The sequence below is a fragment of the Sphingopyxis sp. genome (assembly GCF_035998965.1).
Taxonomy (GTDB): Bacteria; Pseudomonadota; Alphaproteobacteria; order Sphingomonadales; family Sphingomonadaceae; genus Sphingopyxis.
Window position 1 is genome coordinate 44801 of sequence record NZ_DASYHE010000097.1, and the last position, 17756, is coordinate 62556.

Sequence of the window (17756 nt, forward strand, 5' to 3'; positions counted from 1 at the left end):
AATGTGGTGAGAAGGAGGCTGCTGTTCACGATATTCGCCCCTTCAAATTTCGAAGCTGATCATTTTGGCCATGATCCCGACCCCCATGCCCATCCAGACCAGGCCGCCAAGCCCCGTGATGATCAGGCGTTGCTCGTAGAAAAAGCCAGCGAGATAATCGGGATTCATCGACCAGACGACGCCAAACACAAAGAATGGCAGCGCGCCGACGATATAGGCTGACGCTTTCGCTTCGGACGACATCGCGCGGATCTTCAGCTTCATTTGAGCCCGCTTGCGCAGGACGTCGGACAGGTTCGACAGCGTTTCTGCCAGATTGCCGCCGGTCTCGCGCTGGATTTGAATGGTGATGCAGAAAAACTGAAACTCTGGAGTCCCCAGCATGATCGCCGTTTCCTGCAAGGCAGCTTCCATGGTGTTGCCGATGCGGATGCGTTCAATGACGCCCTTGAACTCCTCGCCGACCGGTCCCGGCAGCTCTTGGCTGACGATCTGAAAGGTTTCGGTGACCGGCAGGCCGGATCGCAGGCCGCGGACGAGCAGGTCGATCGCGTCGGGAAAACGGGTGGTGAATTGTGCGACGCGTTTTTTGATGGCGCGGCCGACAATGAAATAGGGCAGCCCAAGGCTGAGCAACAGGCCGATCATCCCGGCCATCATGATCGGCGCGCGAATCGCCAACATGCCGCCTGTGACCACGACGAACAACGCCATCGACGCAAACATATATTGCGTCAGCGTCCATCCCTTGCCGGTGCGACGCAGGCGTTTTTCCATTTCCTCGCGGCGCGGCATCAGGCTGGTCAACGACGTCCCGCTCTGGCCGACCGACTGGATGGTCTTGCGCATCTGCGCGGCCACCACCGCTTCGGTCGAGGCGGCATGGCGATCCTTGACCATCGCCAGACGCCGCGTCTTGGCCTTGCCGGCCGACGGGCCGCCCAGCAAGATGACAAGCAGCGCAAAGGCCAGAAAGGCCGCCGCAATGATAAGGATAACTGGCAGGTTCATATCGGCAGATGTCCGCTTCTATCGCTCAGTGGTGGTGACGGCCCGTCAAGCGGGTCGTTATGCCGCCTGTTTCGCGCGCTTTTTCGTCATCAGGCCAAGTTTGCCGAGCAGCGAACCGCCCGATTTGCCCTTGGCGGCTGCAGCCTGAGCTTCTTCGGCCTCGATATCGGCGCCGTCCAGGATCAGACGCATCAGATTATTCCATACCTGCGCCGTTTTTGTGCCCTTGCAGACCTCGGCATAGGATTTTCCGAGTTTTGCCGACTGGCAGACCAGTTTCGGGTCGAACGGAATGACAATATCGACCTGACGTTCGATCGACGATTCAAATTCTTTGCGCGAAAGTTCACCGACGGCATTCTGGAATTTGTTGGCGACCAGCACCACGCGCGCACCTGGAACATTCTGTTTGAACCAGGACAACAGGCGAATCGTGTCACGCGCGGCGGCGAGCGTCACGTCGCTGACCAGCAGGATCGTGCCGGCTTCCGCAACAAGATGCGGGAAGGGGATCAGCACCTGGCGCGGGATATCGACGATCGTCATTTCAAACGCGCCGCGCAGTTCTTCCTCCAGTTGGAAAAAGGCTGAACCATCGGTCATCACTGGCTGGTGGATCGGCGCTTCGGCCGACAGCAGGCTGAGCTTGTCCGACGCCCGCACCATGGCCCGTTCGATGAACAGCCCGTCGATGCGGCTCGGATTATCGATCGCGTCGATCAGACCGCGACCGGGTTCCAGATCGAGTGTCAGCGCGCCGGTGCCGAAATGCACGTCGAGGTCGAGTAGCGCCGTCTGGCGGCCCGCCTGTTCGCTCATCGCCCAAGCAAGCGACGTCGAGACGAGCGAGGCACCGACACCGCCGCGGACACCGACCACCGCCATCATGTGATGGGGTTTGTCGTCGAGCGCGTCGGCATGTTTCGGCGCCGTCAACATCGCCTGCGCCATGGTCAGCGATTCGCGGACCTGTTCCAGCGATAGCGGCTTGAGCAGATAGTCCTGAATGCCGCTCGACAGCAAATCGCGGTACAGGCGCACATCGTTGACCTGGCCCGCCGCAATCACGACCGTACCAGGCTCGCAGACTTCGGCGAGCGCGTTGATGTCGTTGATCGGATCGCCCGATTCAGACATGTCAACGAACAGGATGTTCGGGCTGGCGGAAACCGATAGCGACTGAACGGCGTTACGCAGGCCGCCCTTGTTACATTTTTCGATGGGCCAACCCATGTCGTTGGCAGCGGCGCGGATCAACTCCAGCGTATCGTCGTCGCACACATAGGCGCTGAACGGATCGCGCAGTCCCGCTGATTTGAAAGGAGCGTTCACTGACCACCTCCGTTGCTGGTTGATTGACCGCGCAGTTCGCCGGCGCCTGTCTGTGGCTTTTCGCGGAAGGTTTTGATTGCGCGGGTTGCCATCGAAGGGTCGTTGCGATCGCTGCGTGCGCCCTTGATCAGGTCGTTGGGGTCAGCGACCATCGCGGCAAGATTGCTGTTGGTGGCGCAACCATAATTCGACGAGGTCGCATTGGCCGTGTTGATCGACGACTTGCTCTCCCAATTTGGGCAGCCCGGAACAAACGCCGACGCGCGCGTCACGACGATCCGCAGATGATCCTGCGGCACCGCGCCAGTGGTTACGGGGACATCGTTGCTGACCAGCAGGCCGCGGCGTGCGATCATCGATCGCACCGTCGCCTGCGCCGCCGTGGCGCCATAAACTGACGGATCCTCGATCGAAATCTGGTCGCCATAGCGGACCCCCATCGCGTCGAGCCAGCCTTGCAGACGGCCCTGCTCGCTGGGCGGCAGTTCGCCGCCTGCGGCGGCGACGTCGAATTGGTGGATGGCATTGCGCACGACCGGCTGATGCACCGAATCGAGGCTGCGGTTGCTATAGGCGGCGCCAGAACATCCCGCGAGCGCTGTGCTCAGGGCCAGGACCGTCCAAGTTGCAATTTTCTTCATCACTTTGCTCCTGAAATCCTGGATGTCACTTGATGCTGAAGCCGGGGGCGGCGTCGACGTTGCTGCCTCGTGGGCGGTCGGCGTCGCCAACATTGGTGTCGAGCCGCGGCTTTGGCCGGTCGCCGCCAGTCACCCCGTCGCCAGTCTGGTTGAGCAGGATGCGCTGCAAATCATTGGCGTCCTGATAAGCGTCGGTCGGCAGCTTGATATTGTTGGCTGACACCGGCTGAACCAGATAGGGGGTCACGACGATCACCAATTCGGTTTCGCCGCGGCGGAAGCTGTCCGATTTGAACAACATGCCGAGCAACGGCACATCGCCCAGGCCAGGCATCTTGTCGATCGCCCCGATCGAACGGTTGTTCATCAGGCCGGCGATCATGAAGCTTTCGCCCGATCCCAGTTCAACCGTCGTTTCGGCGCGGCGCACGGTGAGCGCAGGCACCTGAAAGCCGTCGAGTTCGATCGCACCTTCGGTCGAAAGCTCCGACACTTCGGGGCGAACGCGCAGGCTGATACGGCCGTTGGAAAGAACCGTCGGGGTGTAGGCCAAGCTGACGCCATATTTGCGGTATTCGATCGTCGTTCCGGCGAGGTTACCGGGGATTGGAACCGGGAACTCGCCGCCCGCCAAGAAGTCGGCGGTTTCGCCTGAAATCGCGGTCAGATTGGGCTGAGCCAAGGTGGCAACCAGACCCGACCGTTCGCCGATATCGAGCGATGCGATCAGATCGAGACCGAACAGGCGACCTGCGCCCGCCAAACTGCGCGTGCCAGATGGCGTCGTGATGTTATAGATCGTGTTGCCATTTGCGTCCGTCGAGATCGACCCGGCGGTGCGACCCCCGAAAACGCCGCCCAGGAACCCGTTGCCAAGTGCGCTTTCGGTATCGCGGGTCAGGATGTTGCCATTCATTTCCTTGACCAGCGACCGGTTCACCTCGGCGATGCGGACTTGCAGATTGACCTGCAATGGAGTCGCGGTGCGCAGGCGCGAGAGGACTTTGGTTCCTTCCCCGACAAATGCCTGGACCAACATTTCGGCCTCGGCAGCATCGTCGGGCGACTGAACCGTCCCTGTCAGCAGGACAAAACCGTTCATGGTATTCGCCGAAATGCTGGCGTCCGGCATCGCCAACGACAGCATCTGGTCGATCGTTTCGATATTGTTGCCGACGCGGGCAACGGTCGAAAACACGACCCGGCCGCTGGCGTCGGTGGCATAGATGCTCGTTTCGCCGGGTTTTTTGCCAAAGATATAGAGCTGGCGACCGGAGCGCACCTGGACGTCGGCGACTTCGTCGTTGGCGACGAAGATGTCGGTCATCGCTGCGGGCAGGCTGATCAACCGACCACGACCGACCGACAGATCGATGCTGCTGCTGGCGTTCTGGGTCGCTTGCGCCACCACCGGCGTCGAAGGAGCCGAGACCAGAGCCGCTGCTACCAGGCCGATGGCCAAGGTGCGGGCCAGGGCCACTGCCTTGAAATTGGCTTTGCTGTTCATCTTATTTACCCCCAACCGAAACTTCGGTCACTTTGTCACCGCGGGTGACGCGGACGACCGGGCCACTCGGTGCTGTCGGCCCATAATTGCCGCCTGCGGGCGCTGCCGGTGCACCACCCATCTGCTGTTGCGGACGCGATCCGCCGCCAACACGGCCGCTGACCGGGATCCAGAAGCGTGAGACGTCGCCGCCCGTCGTGGCCGTCTTTGACGTCACGGGGCGCGCCTGGGCCTGCGCCAGCATGCGGCGTTCGGCTTCGGTGCCGCCCTTGGCGGGGACATTGATGTCACCCGATGCGATGGCCGCTTCAAGTTCGCCGGTGCTTTCAGCCAGCGGACGCAGTGCGAGCGACAATTTGCCCATGCTCTGCGCGACGGCGATGCGTTCGGCGAGGTCGGGTGTCGCTTCGAGCGTGACCGAGCCAAAGGTGCGAACCGGAGTTTTCCCGGTCTCGTCCTCAGCGTCGTAGCGCTGATCGGTGGCGAGCACGCGGACGTTGCGCACGATCGTTTCGGCGGTGAAAATCTGGTCGTCGGGGTAGGAGCTGCCTTCCTTGACCTCGATGGTCTGGGCCAGCAGCACATCCACGCGGTCACCCGGGAAGACAAAGCCCGCTACGCCCTGTTCCTGGCTCACCTTGACCGTGACCGCGCGCATACCCGGGCCAAGCGCCGCGGCAAGGAAGCCGCGATCGTCGGGATGGACCAGCGCGCCTTGGGTAAGCGGCTGACCGGCGGTGATCGGATAGCGCACGACGGTGCCGACCAACGTGTTGACGTCGGTCTTTTCTTTCATGAAATACGCCTTTTCGACCAGCTCTTTCGGCCAAGGCTGAAAACGGAAGCTGTCGGGACCAATGATCGTCCCCACCGGCAGCTGCCGGGTTGCGACCAAGATCATCGGGCCGGTAATTTCGGGCGCCGCAGCGGCCCGCGCTTCCGGAGCCGATGCGCCCCGCATCATCTGGTTGACCCCGAACGCTGCACCGATCGCAATGACCAGCGCGCCAACGATCAGCATAATCTTTCGCGTATCCATGACGATTTTTCGCCTCCTAACACCGGCCAGACGCGGCGGTGTTTGCCCTCAGATTCATGCGATAGCCTGAAACTGGTTAAGATATTGTTGGTGAAGCGCCCACAGTCCCGCGGCGGCGATGGCGACGCCGTAAGGCACCTCCACCGGCTTGTCGGAAGGGCGCATTTTCATTCGAACGAGCATGACCGCCGAGAGGATTCCGCCGCCCACGGCCATCACCGTCAGCATGGGCAGGAACAAGGGTAGCGGCACCCAGAGCATGACCGCGCCGATCATCTTTACATCGCCGCCGCCCATGGCGCCGATCGCGAACAGACCGGCGAAAACAAGGAAGACCGCAAAGGCTGCGCCGAATTGGATCGGGATATCCGGCCACAGCGAAAGGCCGGTTGCGACCCAGAAGGGGATCGCCAGCAAGGCCATCGCGGCGTTGAGTTCGTTGGAAATGGTTCGCGATCGAAGGTCGCTGATCGCCGCGGTGATCATCAACAGGCCAAGAACGGCCATCAGGCCAAGGGATATCATGCCACTGTCCATCGGGCTCTCCTACGCAACATGGCTTACCAAAGAGTAACCATGCGGAGCGGGCGGCGCGGCTTGCATTCCGTGAGCCAATGGATATGCGGCGGAGCATGACCGCTGCGCCGCCTTCTGCCACCGACGTGCTGATCGTCGGCGCGGGCATCGCCGGCGCCAGTCTGGCCGCGGCACTGGCGCCCTGGCGCCGGGTGATACTGATCGAGGCGGAGGACGTCCCGGGATATCATGCCACGGGCCGTTCGGCCGCCTTCTGGCACGAGACGTATGGCGGGGCGCGGGTGCAGCCCCTGTCGATGGCGTCTTTCGATACACTGGCCCGTCCCGCGCCCGAATTTTCCGAGCGCGGATTTCTGTCACCGCGCACGGCGTTGACGATCGGCCATCGCTCCGAAGTGGGGGCGGTGGATGGCTTTACCGCAGAGTTTCAGGCCAAAGGCGTTGAGGTCGTGCGGATGGGCGCCGCCGACGTCGCCGCCAAAATCCCTGGCGTCCGGGCTGAATGGAGCGAAGCGGCCTTTGAGGCAGCGTGCAGCGACATTGACGTCGGCGCGCTTCATGCGGCCTATCTGCGCGCCGCCAAACGTGCCGGAGCCCATGTGGCAACGGGTACGCCGCTGGAATCGGCACGGCGTATGGGCAACGGGTGGGACGTCCAGGTGGGCGGGCAGGCGATCCGTGCCGCGCTGATCGTCAATGCCGCGGGTGCATGGGCGGATCGGGTCGCCGCAGCGTGCGGTGTCGCGCCGGTCGGAATCCAGCCTTATCGCCGCACAGTCATTCAATTGCGGCTTGGAGTGCCGGTTCCGGCCGAATTGCCGCTCGTGATCCACATTGGCGGGGAATTTTATTTCAAGGGCGAAAGCGAAGGCCGCGTGTGGCTGAGCCCGCATGATGAAACCGCTGTTGATCCGCACGACGCCGCGCCCGAGGAGATCGACGTTGCGGTGGCGATCGACCGCTTGCAGACGGTGGTCGATTGGCCGATCGCCGCGGTCGAGCGCAAATGGGCTGGGCTGCGCAGCTTTGCGCCTGATCGCATCCCCGTCTTTGGCGCCGATCGGCACGAGCCTGGCTTTATCTGGTGTGCGGGGCAGGGCGGCGTCGGTATCCAGACCGCGCCCGCGATCGCGGCCCTGCTATCGGCACAGCTTGGCGCGCCGCCGCCCGGCGGCGCCATCGGCGCGGTCGATCCGACGCCTTTCGCTTCGTCACGTTTTGCCTGACATCAAACGGGCGGCTTGCGCGTCGAATCCACCTGCTTACGATAGGCTCGCCGCGTCACCTGGAGCGCGGCAACGACCAGTGGAGGATCCGATGGCCCATTATTTCGAGATCAAGAAGAACAAGGCGGGGGAGTTTGTCGCCTATTTCAAATATAATAGCGAGACGATCTTCTGGACCGAAGGCTATGCGAGCAAAGCTTCGGCAAAAAACGCCATCGAATCGATCCTGAAGAACGGACCCGGCGCCGAAGTTCGCGAGTCCGAATAATTTCCGGTGCGCGGGCGTTCACCGCGCCCGCGCTATTTCCAATGCGGCGTCGCTGGCGAGTTGATCGGCGATTTCGTTGTCGCCATGGCCGGCGTGACCCTTGACCCACAACCATGTGATGTCGTGGCGCTTGCTTTCGGCAAGCAGGCGTTGCCACAGATCGGCATTGGCGACGGGTTTTTTGGCGGCGGTTTTCCAGCCGTTTTTCTGCCAGCCGAAAATCCATTTGGTGATGCCGTCGCGGACGTAGACGCTGTCGGTCGATAGCTCGACGTTGCAGCGGCGTTTAAGCGCCGCAAGCGCCTCGATCGCCGCCATCAATTCCATGCGATTGTTCGTCGTGTCGGGCTCGCCCCCCGACAGCTTTTTCACGACATCACCCCAGCGCAGCACCGCACCCCAGCCGCCCGGACCCGGATTGCCCTTGCAGGCGCCGTCGGTGGCGACGATTACCGTTCTGCTCGCCGTGTCGCTCATACGACGGCGAACAGGTGGGCAGCGTCGTCGGCGCGATAGCGCAACAAGCGGGCAAGGAAGGGCGAGGGGTCTTTGCGGGTGACCAGTGCGTCGGCGGGGGTGTGGACCCAGTCATGCGCGCGGGTCAGCAGAAAGCGCAGCGATGCGCCGCGCGCCAGCGTTGGCAGTGCAGCAACTTCGGCATCGGTCAACGCAATTTCGCTGGCATAGCCCCGCATCAGCGCCTGCGCGAGTGCCGGGTCGCACGTGCCGCCATCGGCGGAAAAGGTCCACGCCGCGTGGGTGATCGCCAGATCGTAAGCGCGGAAGTCGCTGGCGGCGAAATAAAAGTCGATCAGCCCGGTCACTCGGTCACCAAGCATCAACACATTGTCGGGGAACAAGTCAGCGTGGATGACATGCGCAGGCAGATCGGTCGGCCAATGGGAGTCGACGAAGCCAAGTTCTTCGTCGACGATCGCTTGCAAGCCTGGCCGTACCGCGTCGAGATTTCCCGTCGCAGCGGCGACCGCGCGCCAATGACGATGGCCCATACTGTTGGCCCGGGCGCCGTCATATTCGGCCAGCGCGCCGTGCATCGCGCCCAGCGCAGCGCCCGCCGCTTCGCACTGGGCCGAGGTCGGGTGGGTGAGCGATATTCCAGACAGAAACTGGATGATACAGGCGGCACGGCCCGAAATCCGTTGTACCGCTGTGCCATTGCGGTCGCGGATCATGGCGGGGACGGGTGAGCCGCTGGCGGCCAAATGATCGAGCAGATCGACAAAGAAAGGCAGATCGCCCTCGCTCACGCGCTTTTCGTAAAGGGTCAGAATGAAGCGACCGCCGGTCGTTTCGAGCAGGAAATTGCTGTTCTCGACCCCTTCGGCAATGCCTTTGCACGACAGAACGCCGCCAATATCGTAGCGCGCGACCAGCGTTGCCAGATCGTCGGGATCGACATGGGTATAGACGGCCATCAGGCGGCGGTTGGCTCAAGACCGCGCGGCAGTTTGAAAACCATTGTCTCTTCGGCCGTCAGCACGATCTTTTCGATGACCCGCCGGTGCACGCTGACCGCGTCGATGACTTCGCGGACCAGCGTTTCGGGCGCGCTGGCGCCTGCCGTAATGCCCAGCGTCGTAATGTCGGTCAGCCAGGCGGGGTCGATATCGTTGCCACGCTGGACCAGATGCGACGGCGTTCCCATTCTTTCGGCAACTTCGACGAGACGCAGGCTGTTGGAACTGTTCGGGGCACCGATCACGATCATCCGGTCGCAATCGCCCGCGATCGCCTTGACCGCGTCCTGCCGGTTCGACGTTGCGTAACAAATATCCTCGCCGCGCGGTCCGGTGATCGTCGGGAAACGATGTCGCAACGCCGTGACAATGTCGCGTGTATCGTCCACCGACAGAGTGGTCTGGGTCAGAAAGGCCAACATTTCGGGATCGGGCGGCGCCAGCGCCGCGACGTCATCGACCGATTCCACCAACGTCATCGCTCCATCGGGCAATTGGCCAAGCGTCCCGATAACTTCGGGATGTCCAGCATGACCAACAAAGACGATATGGCGCCCGGCCTCATACGCCCGCTCGGCTTGGCGATGGACTTTCGATACCAGGGGACAGGTCGCATCGATATAGGAAAGCCCGCGCATCTCGGCCTTTGCCGGCACGGCCTTGGGAACACCATGGGCGCTGAACACGACGGGCACGCCATCGGGAACCTGATCGAGCGATTCGACAAAAATCGCCCCCTGCGCTTTCAAGGTGTCGACGACATAGCGATTGTGGACGATCTCGTGGCGGACATAGACAGGTGCGCCATAGCGTTCGAGCGCCAGCTCCACGATCCGAATCGCACGATCGACTCCGGCGCAAAAACCACGCGGTGCCGCGACCAAAAGCCTGAGTTCTGCCGTTTCGGCGCCGCGGGGGCCTGCTGTCGGGTTGGGTGCGTTCATGATGGGGCGCTCTAGCGCAGCAGGTCATATAGCGTAAAGCGGCTTCGCACCGTTGCGCCGCGTTCATCGCACCGATAAGAAGCGGCGCGCATGAAGCGGGATTATCTGTCCCGACTGACCTGAGCCTGGTGAGTGCGCCTGTTTGGAAAGCCCGATTATCATGATGCCCATTTCGTTCGTACCCCGTAAGTTCCTGACCGTGCTGTGCGGCACGGCAGCCATGGCGACGGCGGCGGGCTGTGCGAAGGACAATGATATCGACGTTTCCGGCGGTGTCGGCATTACCGCGACGCGCAGCGCCTGTCCGGCGGTGGCGGTGCCGCTGCACACCGGCGATGTCACCTTGTTTGACCCCGCGACCAGCCGCGACGCGCGCGCTATCGATATTGTTGCTGCGATCACCAATGTGACCCCGGTATGCAATGACGCCAGCGAGAAGGTTTATCAGCTCGCCAGTTTCGATGTCGTCGCGACGCGCCGCGACGCCGGTCCCGCGCGGTCGGTGACTTTACCCTATTATGGCACCGTCCTTCAGGGCGGCACCGCGGTGGTCGCCAAGCGTCTCGGCAATGTCGTGGTCACCTTTCCCGAGGGACAGACGCGCGGCACGGGCCGGGCGCAGGCGTCGGCCTATGTCGATCGCGCCGCGGCGACACTGCCCGCCGATATTCAGGAACGCATCACACGCCGCCGCAAGGCGGGTGACCAAGATGCCGCGATCGACCCGCTCAGCCTGCCCGAAGTGCGCGCGGCGGTGCAGCGCGCCAGCTTTGAACTGCTGATCGGTTTCCAGCTGACGCAGGAACAGCTCGAATATAACGTCCGACGATAGGATCGCGGCGGCGCGATGGCGTCGTCCGCATCATTCAGCCCCGCGCGCTGCATGGGCGACGCGGGGCTTTTCGCGCGCGCCCTGCTGCGATAGGGCGCGCGCACGACTTTCCTGATCGAAGATAGGCCCGCCCGTGACCCTGTTCAGCCGTTTTTCCGCCCATATCGACGCCGCGCTCGATGCGCTGGCAGCGCGCAATGCCTTGCCCGCTGGACTCGATCGCTCGGCCATCACTGTCGAACCACCCCGCGATACCGCGCACGGCGACGTAGCGACCAATGCCGCGATGGTGCTGGCCAAGCCTGCGGGGATGAACCCGCGCGTGCTTGCCGATCTCTTGGTTGGCGAACTCGGCGCGCTGGATGAGGTAACCGAGGCAAGCGTCGCGGGGCCGGGATTCATCAACCTGCGCCTGGTCGATGACAGCTGGCGCGACGAACTGGCGCTGATCCATGCCGAGGGCGACGATTACGGCCGCTCGGCGATGGGGCAGGGGCGGCGCGTCAATGTCGAATATGTGTCGGCGAACCCGACCGGCCCGATGCACGTCGGCCATTGCCGCGGCGCAGTGGTCGGCGACGCGCTCGCAGCCCTGCTCGAGTTTGCAGGACATCGGGTCACCCGGGAATATTATGTCAACGACGCGGGCGGACAGGTCGATGTTCTCGCCCGCTCGGTCCATTTGCGGTACCGTGAAGCGCTGGGCGAAGCTGTCGGGGCGGTGCCGGAGGGACTATATCCGGGCGATTATCTGATTCCGGTGGCGGGCAAGCTGGCGGCCGAATATGGCGACCGCTTTGTCGGCGCACCGGAAAGCGCGTGGCTTGGGCTGTTCCGGGCCGAAGCGGTCAGCGCGATGATGGACATGATCCGCGCCGACCTCTCCAAGCTCGGCATTCATCACGACCTGTTTTCATCCGAAGCCGAATTGCAGGCGGCGGGAAAGCCGGAAGCTGCCGAAAAATGGCTGCGCGACCACGACCTTGTCTATGACGGCGTACTTGAAGCACCCAAAGGCGAAACGCCCGAGGATTGGGAGCCGGTCGAGCTGCCGCTGTTCCGCTCGACCAAATTTGGCGACGACCAGGACCGGCCGATCAAGAAATCCGACGGTAGCTGGACCTATTTCGGCGCCGACCTTGCCTATCATTACCAGAAGGCCGAAACCGCCGACGAATTGATCGACATCTGGGGGGCCGACCATGCTGGGACCGTGAAGCGGATCAAGGCCGCGGTCGCCGCGCTAACGGGCGGCAAGAAGAAGTTCGACGTCAAATTGGTCCAGATGGTGCGGCTACTCAAGAACGGCGAACCGTTCAAAATGTCGAAGCGCGCGGGCAACTTCGTCACCCTCGCCGACATCGTCGATGAGGTCGGCAAGGACGCGGTGCGCTTCACCATGCTGACGCGCAAAGCTGATGCGCAGATGGATTTCGACTTTGCGAAAGTGGTCGAGGCATCGCGCGACAACCCCGTCTTCTACGTCCAATATGCGCACGCCCGGATCGCATCGCTGAAACGCAAGCTCGCCGAGGCGGGGGTCGCGCCTGCTGCGCCGAACGCCGAGCGCCTCGATGACTATGAACTCGGCCTCGTCAAGCTGCTCGCGCAATTTCCGCGGATCGTCGAAGCTGCCGCCGCTTCGCGCGAGCCGCATCGCATTGCCTTCTATCTCGCCGATGTTGCCGCCGCGTTCCATGCCTGGTGGAACCTTGGTAACGATCGCCCCGACGCCCGTGTCATTTTGGCAAATGACCCCGAATTGACCGCGACGCGCCTTTATTTGGCCGATGGAATCGGGCAGGTAATTCGCAACGGGCTGCACCTGATGGGGGTAGAGGCGCTCGAGGAGATGAACTGATGGCCGAGGACAAGAACGCCGACCAAGGCGATGTGGGGCTGGGGCTGGAGAGCGAAGATCGCCTGCCATGGCTCGAAGCCGCCGACGGGGTTGAGGACGATGGCGAGGTTTCGCCCGCGCGTCTGCTGGTCATGGTGCTCGGCGGTCTGTTGCTGATCGGGGCGGTGCTGGGCGGGCTGTGGTGGGTCCAGAACGGCGGCGCGCGCGGCAAAGGCGAGCTGATCGCGGCGCAGGATGGCAATTACAAGGTCGCGCCGAAGAATGATGGCGCAAAGACCTTTGAAGGCGAGGGCGATGCCAGCTTCTCGGCCAGCGAAGGCGCCGAGCCCGCCGGCAAGGTCGATCCGACGCGGATGCCCGAAGAGCCGGCCGTAACGCCGCAGGAGCGCGAGGCCGCGAAAGCCGCGGCGGACAAGGCCGCTACAGCAAAGGCGAAACCCGCGCCGACGCCCGCAAAGGTAGAAGCTAAGACGGCGGCGGCGTCGACCAAGGCGCCTGCTGCGACACCGAAAGCTGCACCGGCGGCTGCGGCGGTGGGATCGGCGATGATCCAGCTCGGCGCATTCAGCAGCGATGCGGCGGCCGCGAAGGCGTGGACCAACCTGTCGAAACGCTTTGCCTATCTGGCCGATCTTAACAAGTCGGTGTCGCCTGCCAAGGTTGGCGACGGCACGGTCTATCGTTTGCGCGTATCCGCAGGAACGGCCGCTAACGCTGAGAATTTGTGTGGGAAATTGCGCGTAGCGGGTGAAAATTGCGTCGTCGTTCGCTGATTCGGCCCGTTTGGCCGCAGACTCCGTTGGTACTAACGCGCCGCTATGGCATGTTGCGCCATGTGGTAGCCGCATGAGGGGGCGGCGGCCGATGGAGTTTGCGATACGATGATACCCGCTATTTTCGGCCTGTCGGGACTGACCCTCACCGACGACGAGCGCGCCTTCTTTCGCGACAGCGATCCGGCAGGCTATATCCTGTTCGGGCGCAATATCGAAAACCGCGAGCAGCTGCGGCGGCTGACCGACGAGTTGCGCGCGCTGGATGGGCGGGACAATGTGCCCATCCTGATCGATCAGGAGGGTGGTCGGGTCGCGCGGATGAAATCGCCCGAATGGCCGACGTTCCCGAGCGGCGCGACCTTCGACGCGCTGTACGAACGCGCGCCCGCGAGCGCGATTGAAGCGGCACGACTGAACGCGATGGCGCTTGCGGCGATGTTGGCGGAAGTCGGCATTAACGTCGATTGCATGCCTTTGCTCGATGTGCGCCAGCCGGGGGCGAGCGACGTGATCGGCGACCGCGCGCTGGGCAGCGAGCCGATGCGCGTCGCCGCGCTGGGGCGCGCAATCTTGGGCGGATTGCAGGACGGCGGCGTCGTTGGCATCGTCAAACACATCCCCGGCCACGGCCGCGCGCTGCTCGATACGCACGAGGCGCTGCCGGTGGTGACGGCGACCGATCGCGATTTGCAGACCGATCTGGCACCGTTCGCGGCGCTGCGCGATGCCGCCATGGCGATGACGTGCCACGTGGTGTTTGAGGCATGGGATCCCGACCGGCCCGCGACGCTGTCGCCGATCATCATCGATAGCGTGATCCGTCAGCGCATCGGCTTTCACGGGCTGTTGATGTCCGACGATCTCGACATGAAGGCTCTGGCGGGCGACGTGCCTTCGCGGGCCGCCGCTGCCGTCGCGGCGGGTTGCGATATCGCGCTCAATTGCTGGGCCAGGATGGGCGATATGATCGGCATCGCCAACGCCCTCGACCCGATCAGCACCGTATCGCGCGCCCGGCTGGAAGGCGCGATGGACCGCGTGTCAGGGATCGGAGACAACCGCGCGTTTGCGACGCTCGTCGAACAGCGCGACGCGCTGCTTGCAGTTGCCTGAGCCTGCAATGGACGAACTGGCGCTCGATTTTGAGGTGGCGTCGACCGCACCTGAAAATGATGACGCGCTGCAACTTTCGCTAGAAAGCTGGGAAGGGCCGCTCGACCTGCTGCTCACGCTGGCGCGCAGCCAGAAGGTTGATCTCAAGCAGATTTCGATTCTGGCGCTCGTCGAACAATATCTGACCTTCATTGCCGAGGCGCGCGAACTGAAGCTGGAGGTCGCCGCCGATTATCTGGTTATGGCGGCTTGGCTCGCCTACCTCAAATCGGCACTTCTTCTGCCCAAGGACCCGCTTGAGGAACCGTCACCCGACGAACTCGCGCTGCGCCTGCAACTGCGATTGCAGCGGCTGGCGGCGATGCGCGAGGCCGCGGCACGACTTCTTGCGCGCGACCGCATCGGCCGCGACGTGTTTCTGCGCGCCAAGCCCGAGGGTCTGCGCGACGTCAAGCTGCGTCGCTGGGACGCCAGCCTTTACGACCTGCTGTCGGCCTATGGGCAGGTCAAGCTGCGCAGCGAGCCCGTTGTCCATATGGTATCGCGGCGCCCGGTGATTACGCTCGATGCGGCGCTCCACCATTTGCAGCGGATGATCGGAATCAAGCTCGACTGGGCCGAACTCGCCGACTTCCTCCCGCCCGCCTATGATGGACCGCTGCGCCGCTCGGCAATTGCGTCGAGTTTTGTCGCTGCGCTCGAACTGGCACGGCAGGGGCGCGTCGACCTGAAACAGGCGGGCGCATTTGAACCGCTTTACCTGAAGGCTGCTGCCATGGGACAACCCGCCGCATGAACCCGATCGACGACCGCGAACGCGCCATCGAAGCGATGCTGTTTGCCAGCGATGAGCCGCTCGACCCGCGGCAGGTCGCCGCGCGGTTGGGTGACGACTGGAGCATCGGCGAGGTGCGCGCTTTCATTCAGGCGATCGCCGCGCGCCATGCGGGCAGCGGCATCGAACTGGTCGAACGCGGCGGGCATTGGCATTTTCAGACCCCGGCCGACCTTGCGCATCTGCTCCGCCGCGAACGTGATGATCCGCGCAAATTGTCGCGCGCTGCCGCCGAAGTGCTGGCGATCGTCGCCTATCACGAACCCGTCAGCCGCGCCGAAATCGAGGCGATCCGCGGCGTCCAGACGTCGAAAGGTACGCTCGACGTGCTGATGGAGGCCGAATGGATCGCGCCTGCGGGGCGCCGCGAGGTCCCGGGTCGACCGCTGATCTACAAGACGACCGACGCATTTTTGCAGCATTTCGGCCTTAGCAGCCGCAAGGATTTGCCGGGCATCGACGATCTGCGCGCCGCAGGCTTGCTCGATCCGGTCGACCTCGCCTTTGACGATGCGATGGGCGAGCTAGACCTAGTAAAAGACGGCGAAGAAGCTTAGATGATCGCCGCAAGGAGAATTTGATATGGGTAGCTTCAGCATCTGGCATTGGCTGATCGTCGGCATCCTCGTGCTGCTGCTGTTCGGCAAAGGCCGGTTTTCCGATATGATGGGCGATGTCGCCAAAGGCATCAAAAGCTTCAAAAAGGGCATGGCCGAAGACGACGCGCCGCCCGCCACGCCGAAGCATATCGAAGGCCAGCGCGCGCCCGATAGCGCCCCGATCACGACGCCAACCGCCGAGCACGACAAGCTCTGATTCTGGTCCGGCGGCGGAGGGAAGCTTTAATCGATGTTCGACGTCGCGCCCACCGAGCTGATGCTCGTCATCGTGGTGGCTCTGGTCGTCATCGGTCCGAAAGACCTGCCAAAGGCGATGCGTTTCGTCGGCAAGTGGATGGGCAAGGCGCGCGGCATGGCGCGCCACTTCCGCTCCGGGCTCGACACGATGATGCGTGAGGCCGAGCTCGAAGAGCTAGAGAAGCAGTGGCGTGAGCAGAATGACGCGATCATGCGAGAGTTTCCGCGCATCGATGATGTGAACACGTCGACACCCAAACCGGCTTCTGCTGCGCCCGACGCTCCGAGCCAGCAAGATACGGACGAGGCAGCCGCCGCTACCGCGCCTTCTGAAACCCACGCGGTGCCCCCGCGCGATGGCCCGCTGCCATGACCGTCGAAACACCAATCGCCGCCGAGGATGATGGCGCGGGCGGCAAGATGCCGCTGCTGGACCATCTGATCGAGTTGCGCTCGCGGCTGCTGAAATCGCTGGTGGCCATCGCCTTGGCTTTTGGCGTGTGTCTTTATTACGCCGAACCGATCTTCAGCATCCTTGTTCAGCCGCTCGTCGCGGCGGGGCAGGGCACGATTATCTACACCCAGTTGTTCGAGGCATTCTTTGTTCAGATCAAGGTCGCGCTATTCGCATCGATGATGATCGCCTTTCCGGTGATCGCGAACCAGCTGTGGAAGTTCGTCGCGCCGGGCCTGTATCGTCAGGAAAAGCGCGCGTTGCTACCCTTCCTGCTCGCGACCCCAGTACTGTTCACAGCCGGGGCGTGCCTCGCCTATTTCGTGACCGTACCGGTGGCGCTGAAATTTCTGCTCGGCTTTCAGGGCGATATGGGCGGAATCCAGCAGGAGGCGCTGCCGTCGGTTGCCAATTACCTCAGTTTCATCATGCAGTTTATCATGGCGTTCGGCATCTGTTTCCTGCTGCCGATCTTGCTGATGCTGCTTGAACGATCGGGTATCGTCACCCGCGATCAACTGGTCGGCGCGCGGCGTTACATGATCGTGGCTGCATTTGCCATTGCAGCGGTAGCGACGCCGCCGGACATTTTGAGCCAGTTCCTGCTCGCCGTGCCGCTGATCCTGCTTTACGAAATATCGTTGTTTGCGATCTGGTTTACTCAGCGCCGACGCAAAACAGGCGCCGAAGCGGCGCCTGTCGAGCCTCTCGAAGAGGCTTAGGGTAAGCGGGGTAATCCCGATCAGTCGATGGCGTCGGCGCCAGCCTGACCGACCGATTCGATGTCGCGGCCTGCACCCTTGACCGTGTTGCAGCCGGTGACGACAACACTTGCCAGAATGGCGAGAATGATAGCGCGGAAACTCGTCATTTTTTCAAACCTCTCTGGATAGGATGCAAAATGGCCCGGCACGCTTTCGAGGGGGGGGAGGGAAATGCGGGCCGGGCCAATGTTGCTGAGCAGCGCTGCGGGGGGGCGATGATCGCTGCTCGAATGGGAAACGAGCCAAATGTGGGATAAGTTCCCGAAAAAAAATGGCTCGGT

The 17756-nt window shown here is 62.9% G+C and carries 21 protein-coding genes; 11 read left to right on the plus strand and 10 right to left on the minus strand.

Translation table 11 applies throughout. From position 1 onward, the window contains the following. Positions 1-42: 42 nt before the first annotated feature. From VGN68_RS17865 to VGN68_RS17890, 6 genes are read right to left on the minus strand one after another with little or no spacing between them, the layout of a single operon-like run. Positions 43-1011, minus strand: coding sequence for a type II secretion system F family protein (locus tag VGN68_RS17865; RefSeq protein WP_327478650.1), 969 nt, complete (start codon positions 1009-1011; stop codon positions 43-45). Positions 1012-1068: 57 nt separating this feature from the next. Then, the gene (locus tag VGN68_RS17870) at positions 1069-2343 is read right to left on the minus strand and encodes a pilus assembly protein CpaE (RefSeq protein ID WP_293704391.1); all 1275 of its coding nucleotides are present in this window, start codon (positions 2341-2343) and stop codon (positions 1069-1071) included. Continuing rightward, positions 2340-2984 (minus strand): CpaD family pilus assembly protein, encoded by a 645-nt coding sequence (locus VGN68_RS17875; protein ID WP_327478654.1) that lies wholly within the window; start codon positions 2982-2984, stop codon positions 2340-2342. The genes VGN68_RS17870 and VGN68_RS17875 overlap by 4 nt, the downstream gene beginning before the upstream one ends. 25 nt (positions 2985-3009) lie before the next feature. Then, on the minus strand, positions 3010-4491 hold the full coding sequence (locus VGN68_RS17880) for a type II and III secretion system protein family protein (protein WP_327478656.1): 1482 nt from the start codon (positions 4489-4491) through the stop codon (positions 3010-3012). Position 4492: 1 nt separating this feature from the next. Then, on the minus strand, positions 4493-5530 hold the full coding sequence (gene cpaB / locus VGN68_RS17885; RefSeq protein WP_293704396.1) for a Flp pilus assembly protein CpaB: 1038 nt from the start codon (positions 5528-5530) through the stop codon (positions 4493-4495). Positions 5531-5584: 54 nt separating this feature from the next. Beyond that, positions 5585-6067, minus strand: coding sequence for an A24 family peptidase (locus VGN68_RS17890; protein WP_327478659.1), 483 nt, complete (start codon positions 6065-6067; stop codon positions 5585-5587). Positions 6068-6162: 95 nt separating this feature from the next. Here VGN68_RS17890 and VGN68_RS17895 point away from each other — a divergent pair, with 95 nt between their 5' ends. Both VGN68_RS17895 and VGN68_RS17900 read left to right on the plus strand, forming a co-directional pair. Then, positions 6163-7293 carry an FAD-dependent oxidoreductase gene (locus VGN68_RS17895; RefSeq protein ID WP_327478661.1) on the plus strand — a complete coding sequence of 377 codons (1131 nt, stop codon included), beginning with the start codon at positions 6163-6165 and terminating at the stop codon, positions 7291-7293. Between the two features lie 91 nt (positions 7294-7384). After that, the gene (locus VGN68_RS17900; RefSeq protein WP_327478663.1) at positions 7385-7561 is read left to right on the plus strand and encodes a YegP family protein; all 177 of its coding nucleotides are present in this window, start codon (positions 7385-7387) and stop codon (positions 7559-7561) included. A gap of 18 nt (positions 7562-7579) precedes the next feature. On the opposite strand, the gene rnhA is transcribed toward VGN68_RS17900, so the two are convergent. From rnhA to ispH, 3 genes are read right to left on the minus strand one after another with little or no spacing between them, the layout of a single operon-like run. Further along, entirely contained in the window at positions 7580-8038 is a 459-nt protein-coding gene (gene rnhA, locus VGN68_RS17905) for a ribonuclease HI (RefSeq protein ID WP_327478665.1), read from the minus strand. Next, positions 8035-8997: a homoserine kinase gene (gene thrB / locus VGN68_RS17910; RefSeq protein WP_327478668.1), complete on the minus strand. Its 963-nt coding sequence runs from the start codon at positions 8995-8997 to the stop codon at positions 8035-8037. Before thrB ends, rnhA begins: the two co-directional genes overlap by 4 nt. Continuing rightward, positions 8997-9983: a 4-hydroxy-3-methylbut-2-enyl diphosphate reductase gene (gene ispH, locus VGN68_RS17915; RefSeq protein ID WP_327478670.1), complete on the minus strand. Its 987-nt coding sequence runs from the start codon at positions 9981-9983 to the stop codon at positions 8997-8999. Before ispH ends, thrB begins: the two co-directional genes overlap by 1 nt. A gap of 160 nt (positions 9984-10143) precedes the next feature. On the opposite strand from ispH, the gene VGN68_RS17920 reads away from it, so the two are divergent. From VGN68_RS17920 to tatC, 9 genes are all read left to right on the plus strand, one after another. Then, a complete protein-coding gene (locus tag VGN68_RS17920) occupies positions 10144-10815 on the plus strand; it encodes a hypothetical protein (protein WP_414713054.1) in 672 nt (223 codons plus the stop codon). Between the two features lie 133 nt (positions 10816-10948). Further along, positions 10949-12676 (plus strand): arginine--tRNA ligase, encoded by a 1728-nt coding sequence (gene argS, locus VGN68_RS17925; protein WP_327478672.1) that lies wholly within the window; start codon positions 10949-10951, stop codon positions 12674-12676. Next, positions 12676-13449, plus strand: a complete 774-nt coding sequence (locus tag VGN68_RS17930) for an SPOR domain-containing protein (RefSeq protein ID WP_327478674.1) — start codon at positions 12676-12678, stop codon at positions 13447-13449. Before argS ends, VGN68_RS17930 begins: the two co-directional genes overlap by 1 nt. Before the next feature lie 108 nt (positions 13450-13557). Then, entirely contained in the window at positions 13558-14565 is a 1008-nt protein-coding gene (gene nagZ, locus VGN68_RS17935; protein WP_327478676.1) for a beta-N-acetylhexosaminidase, read from the plus strand. Between the two features lie 7 nt (positions 14566-14572). Beyond that, on the plus strand, positions 14573-15361 hold the full coding sequence (locus tag VGN68_RS17940; protein ID WP_327478678.1) for a ScpA family protein: 789 nt from the start codon (positions 14573-14575) through the stop codon (positions 15359-15361). Beyond that, positions 15358-15957, plus strand: coding sequence for an SMC-Scp complex subunit ScpB (gene scpB / locus VGN68_RS17945; protein ID WP_293704415.1), 600 nt, complete (start codon positions 15358-15360; stop codon positions 15955-15957). The genes VGN68_RS17940 and scpB overlap by 4 nt, the downstream gene beginning before the upstream one ends. A gap of 25 nt (positions 15958-15982) precedes the next feature. After that, a complete protein-coding gene (locus tag VGN68_RS17950) occupies positions 15983-16216 on the plus strand; it encodes a twin-arginine translocase TatA/TatE family subunit (RefSeq protein WP_327478680.1) in 234 nt (77 codons plus the stop codon). Positions 16217-16249: 33 nt separating this feature from the next. After that, entirely contained in the window at positions 16250-16630 is a 381-nt protein-coding gene (gene tatB / locus VGN68_RS17955) for a Sec-independent protein translocase protein TatB (RefSeq protein ID WP_327478682.1), read from the plus strand. Next, positions 16627-17433 carry a twin-arginine translocase subunit TatC gene (gene tatC / locus VGN68_RS17960; RefSeq protein ID WP_327478684.1) on the plus strand — a complete coding sequence of 269 codons (807 nt, stop codon included), beginning with the start codon at positions 16627-16629 and terminating at the stop codon, positions 17431-17433. The genes tatB and tatC overlap by 4 nt, the downstream gene beginning before the upstream one ends. Positions 17434-17453: 20 nt before the next feature. On the opposite strand, the gene VGN68_RS17965 is transcribed toward tatC, so the two are convergent. Beyond that, a complete protein-coding gene (locus VGN68_RS17965; protein WP_293704456.1) occupies positions 17454-17582 on the minus strand; it encodes an entericidin A/B family lipoprotein in 129 nt (42 codons plus the stop codon). Positions 17583-17756 lie beyond the last annotated feature (174 nt).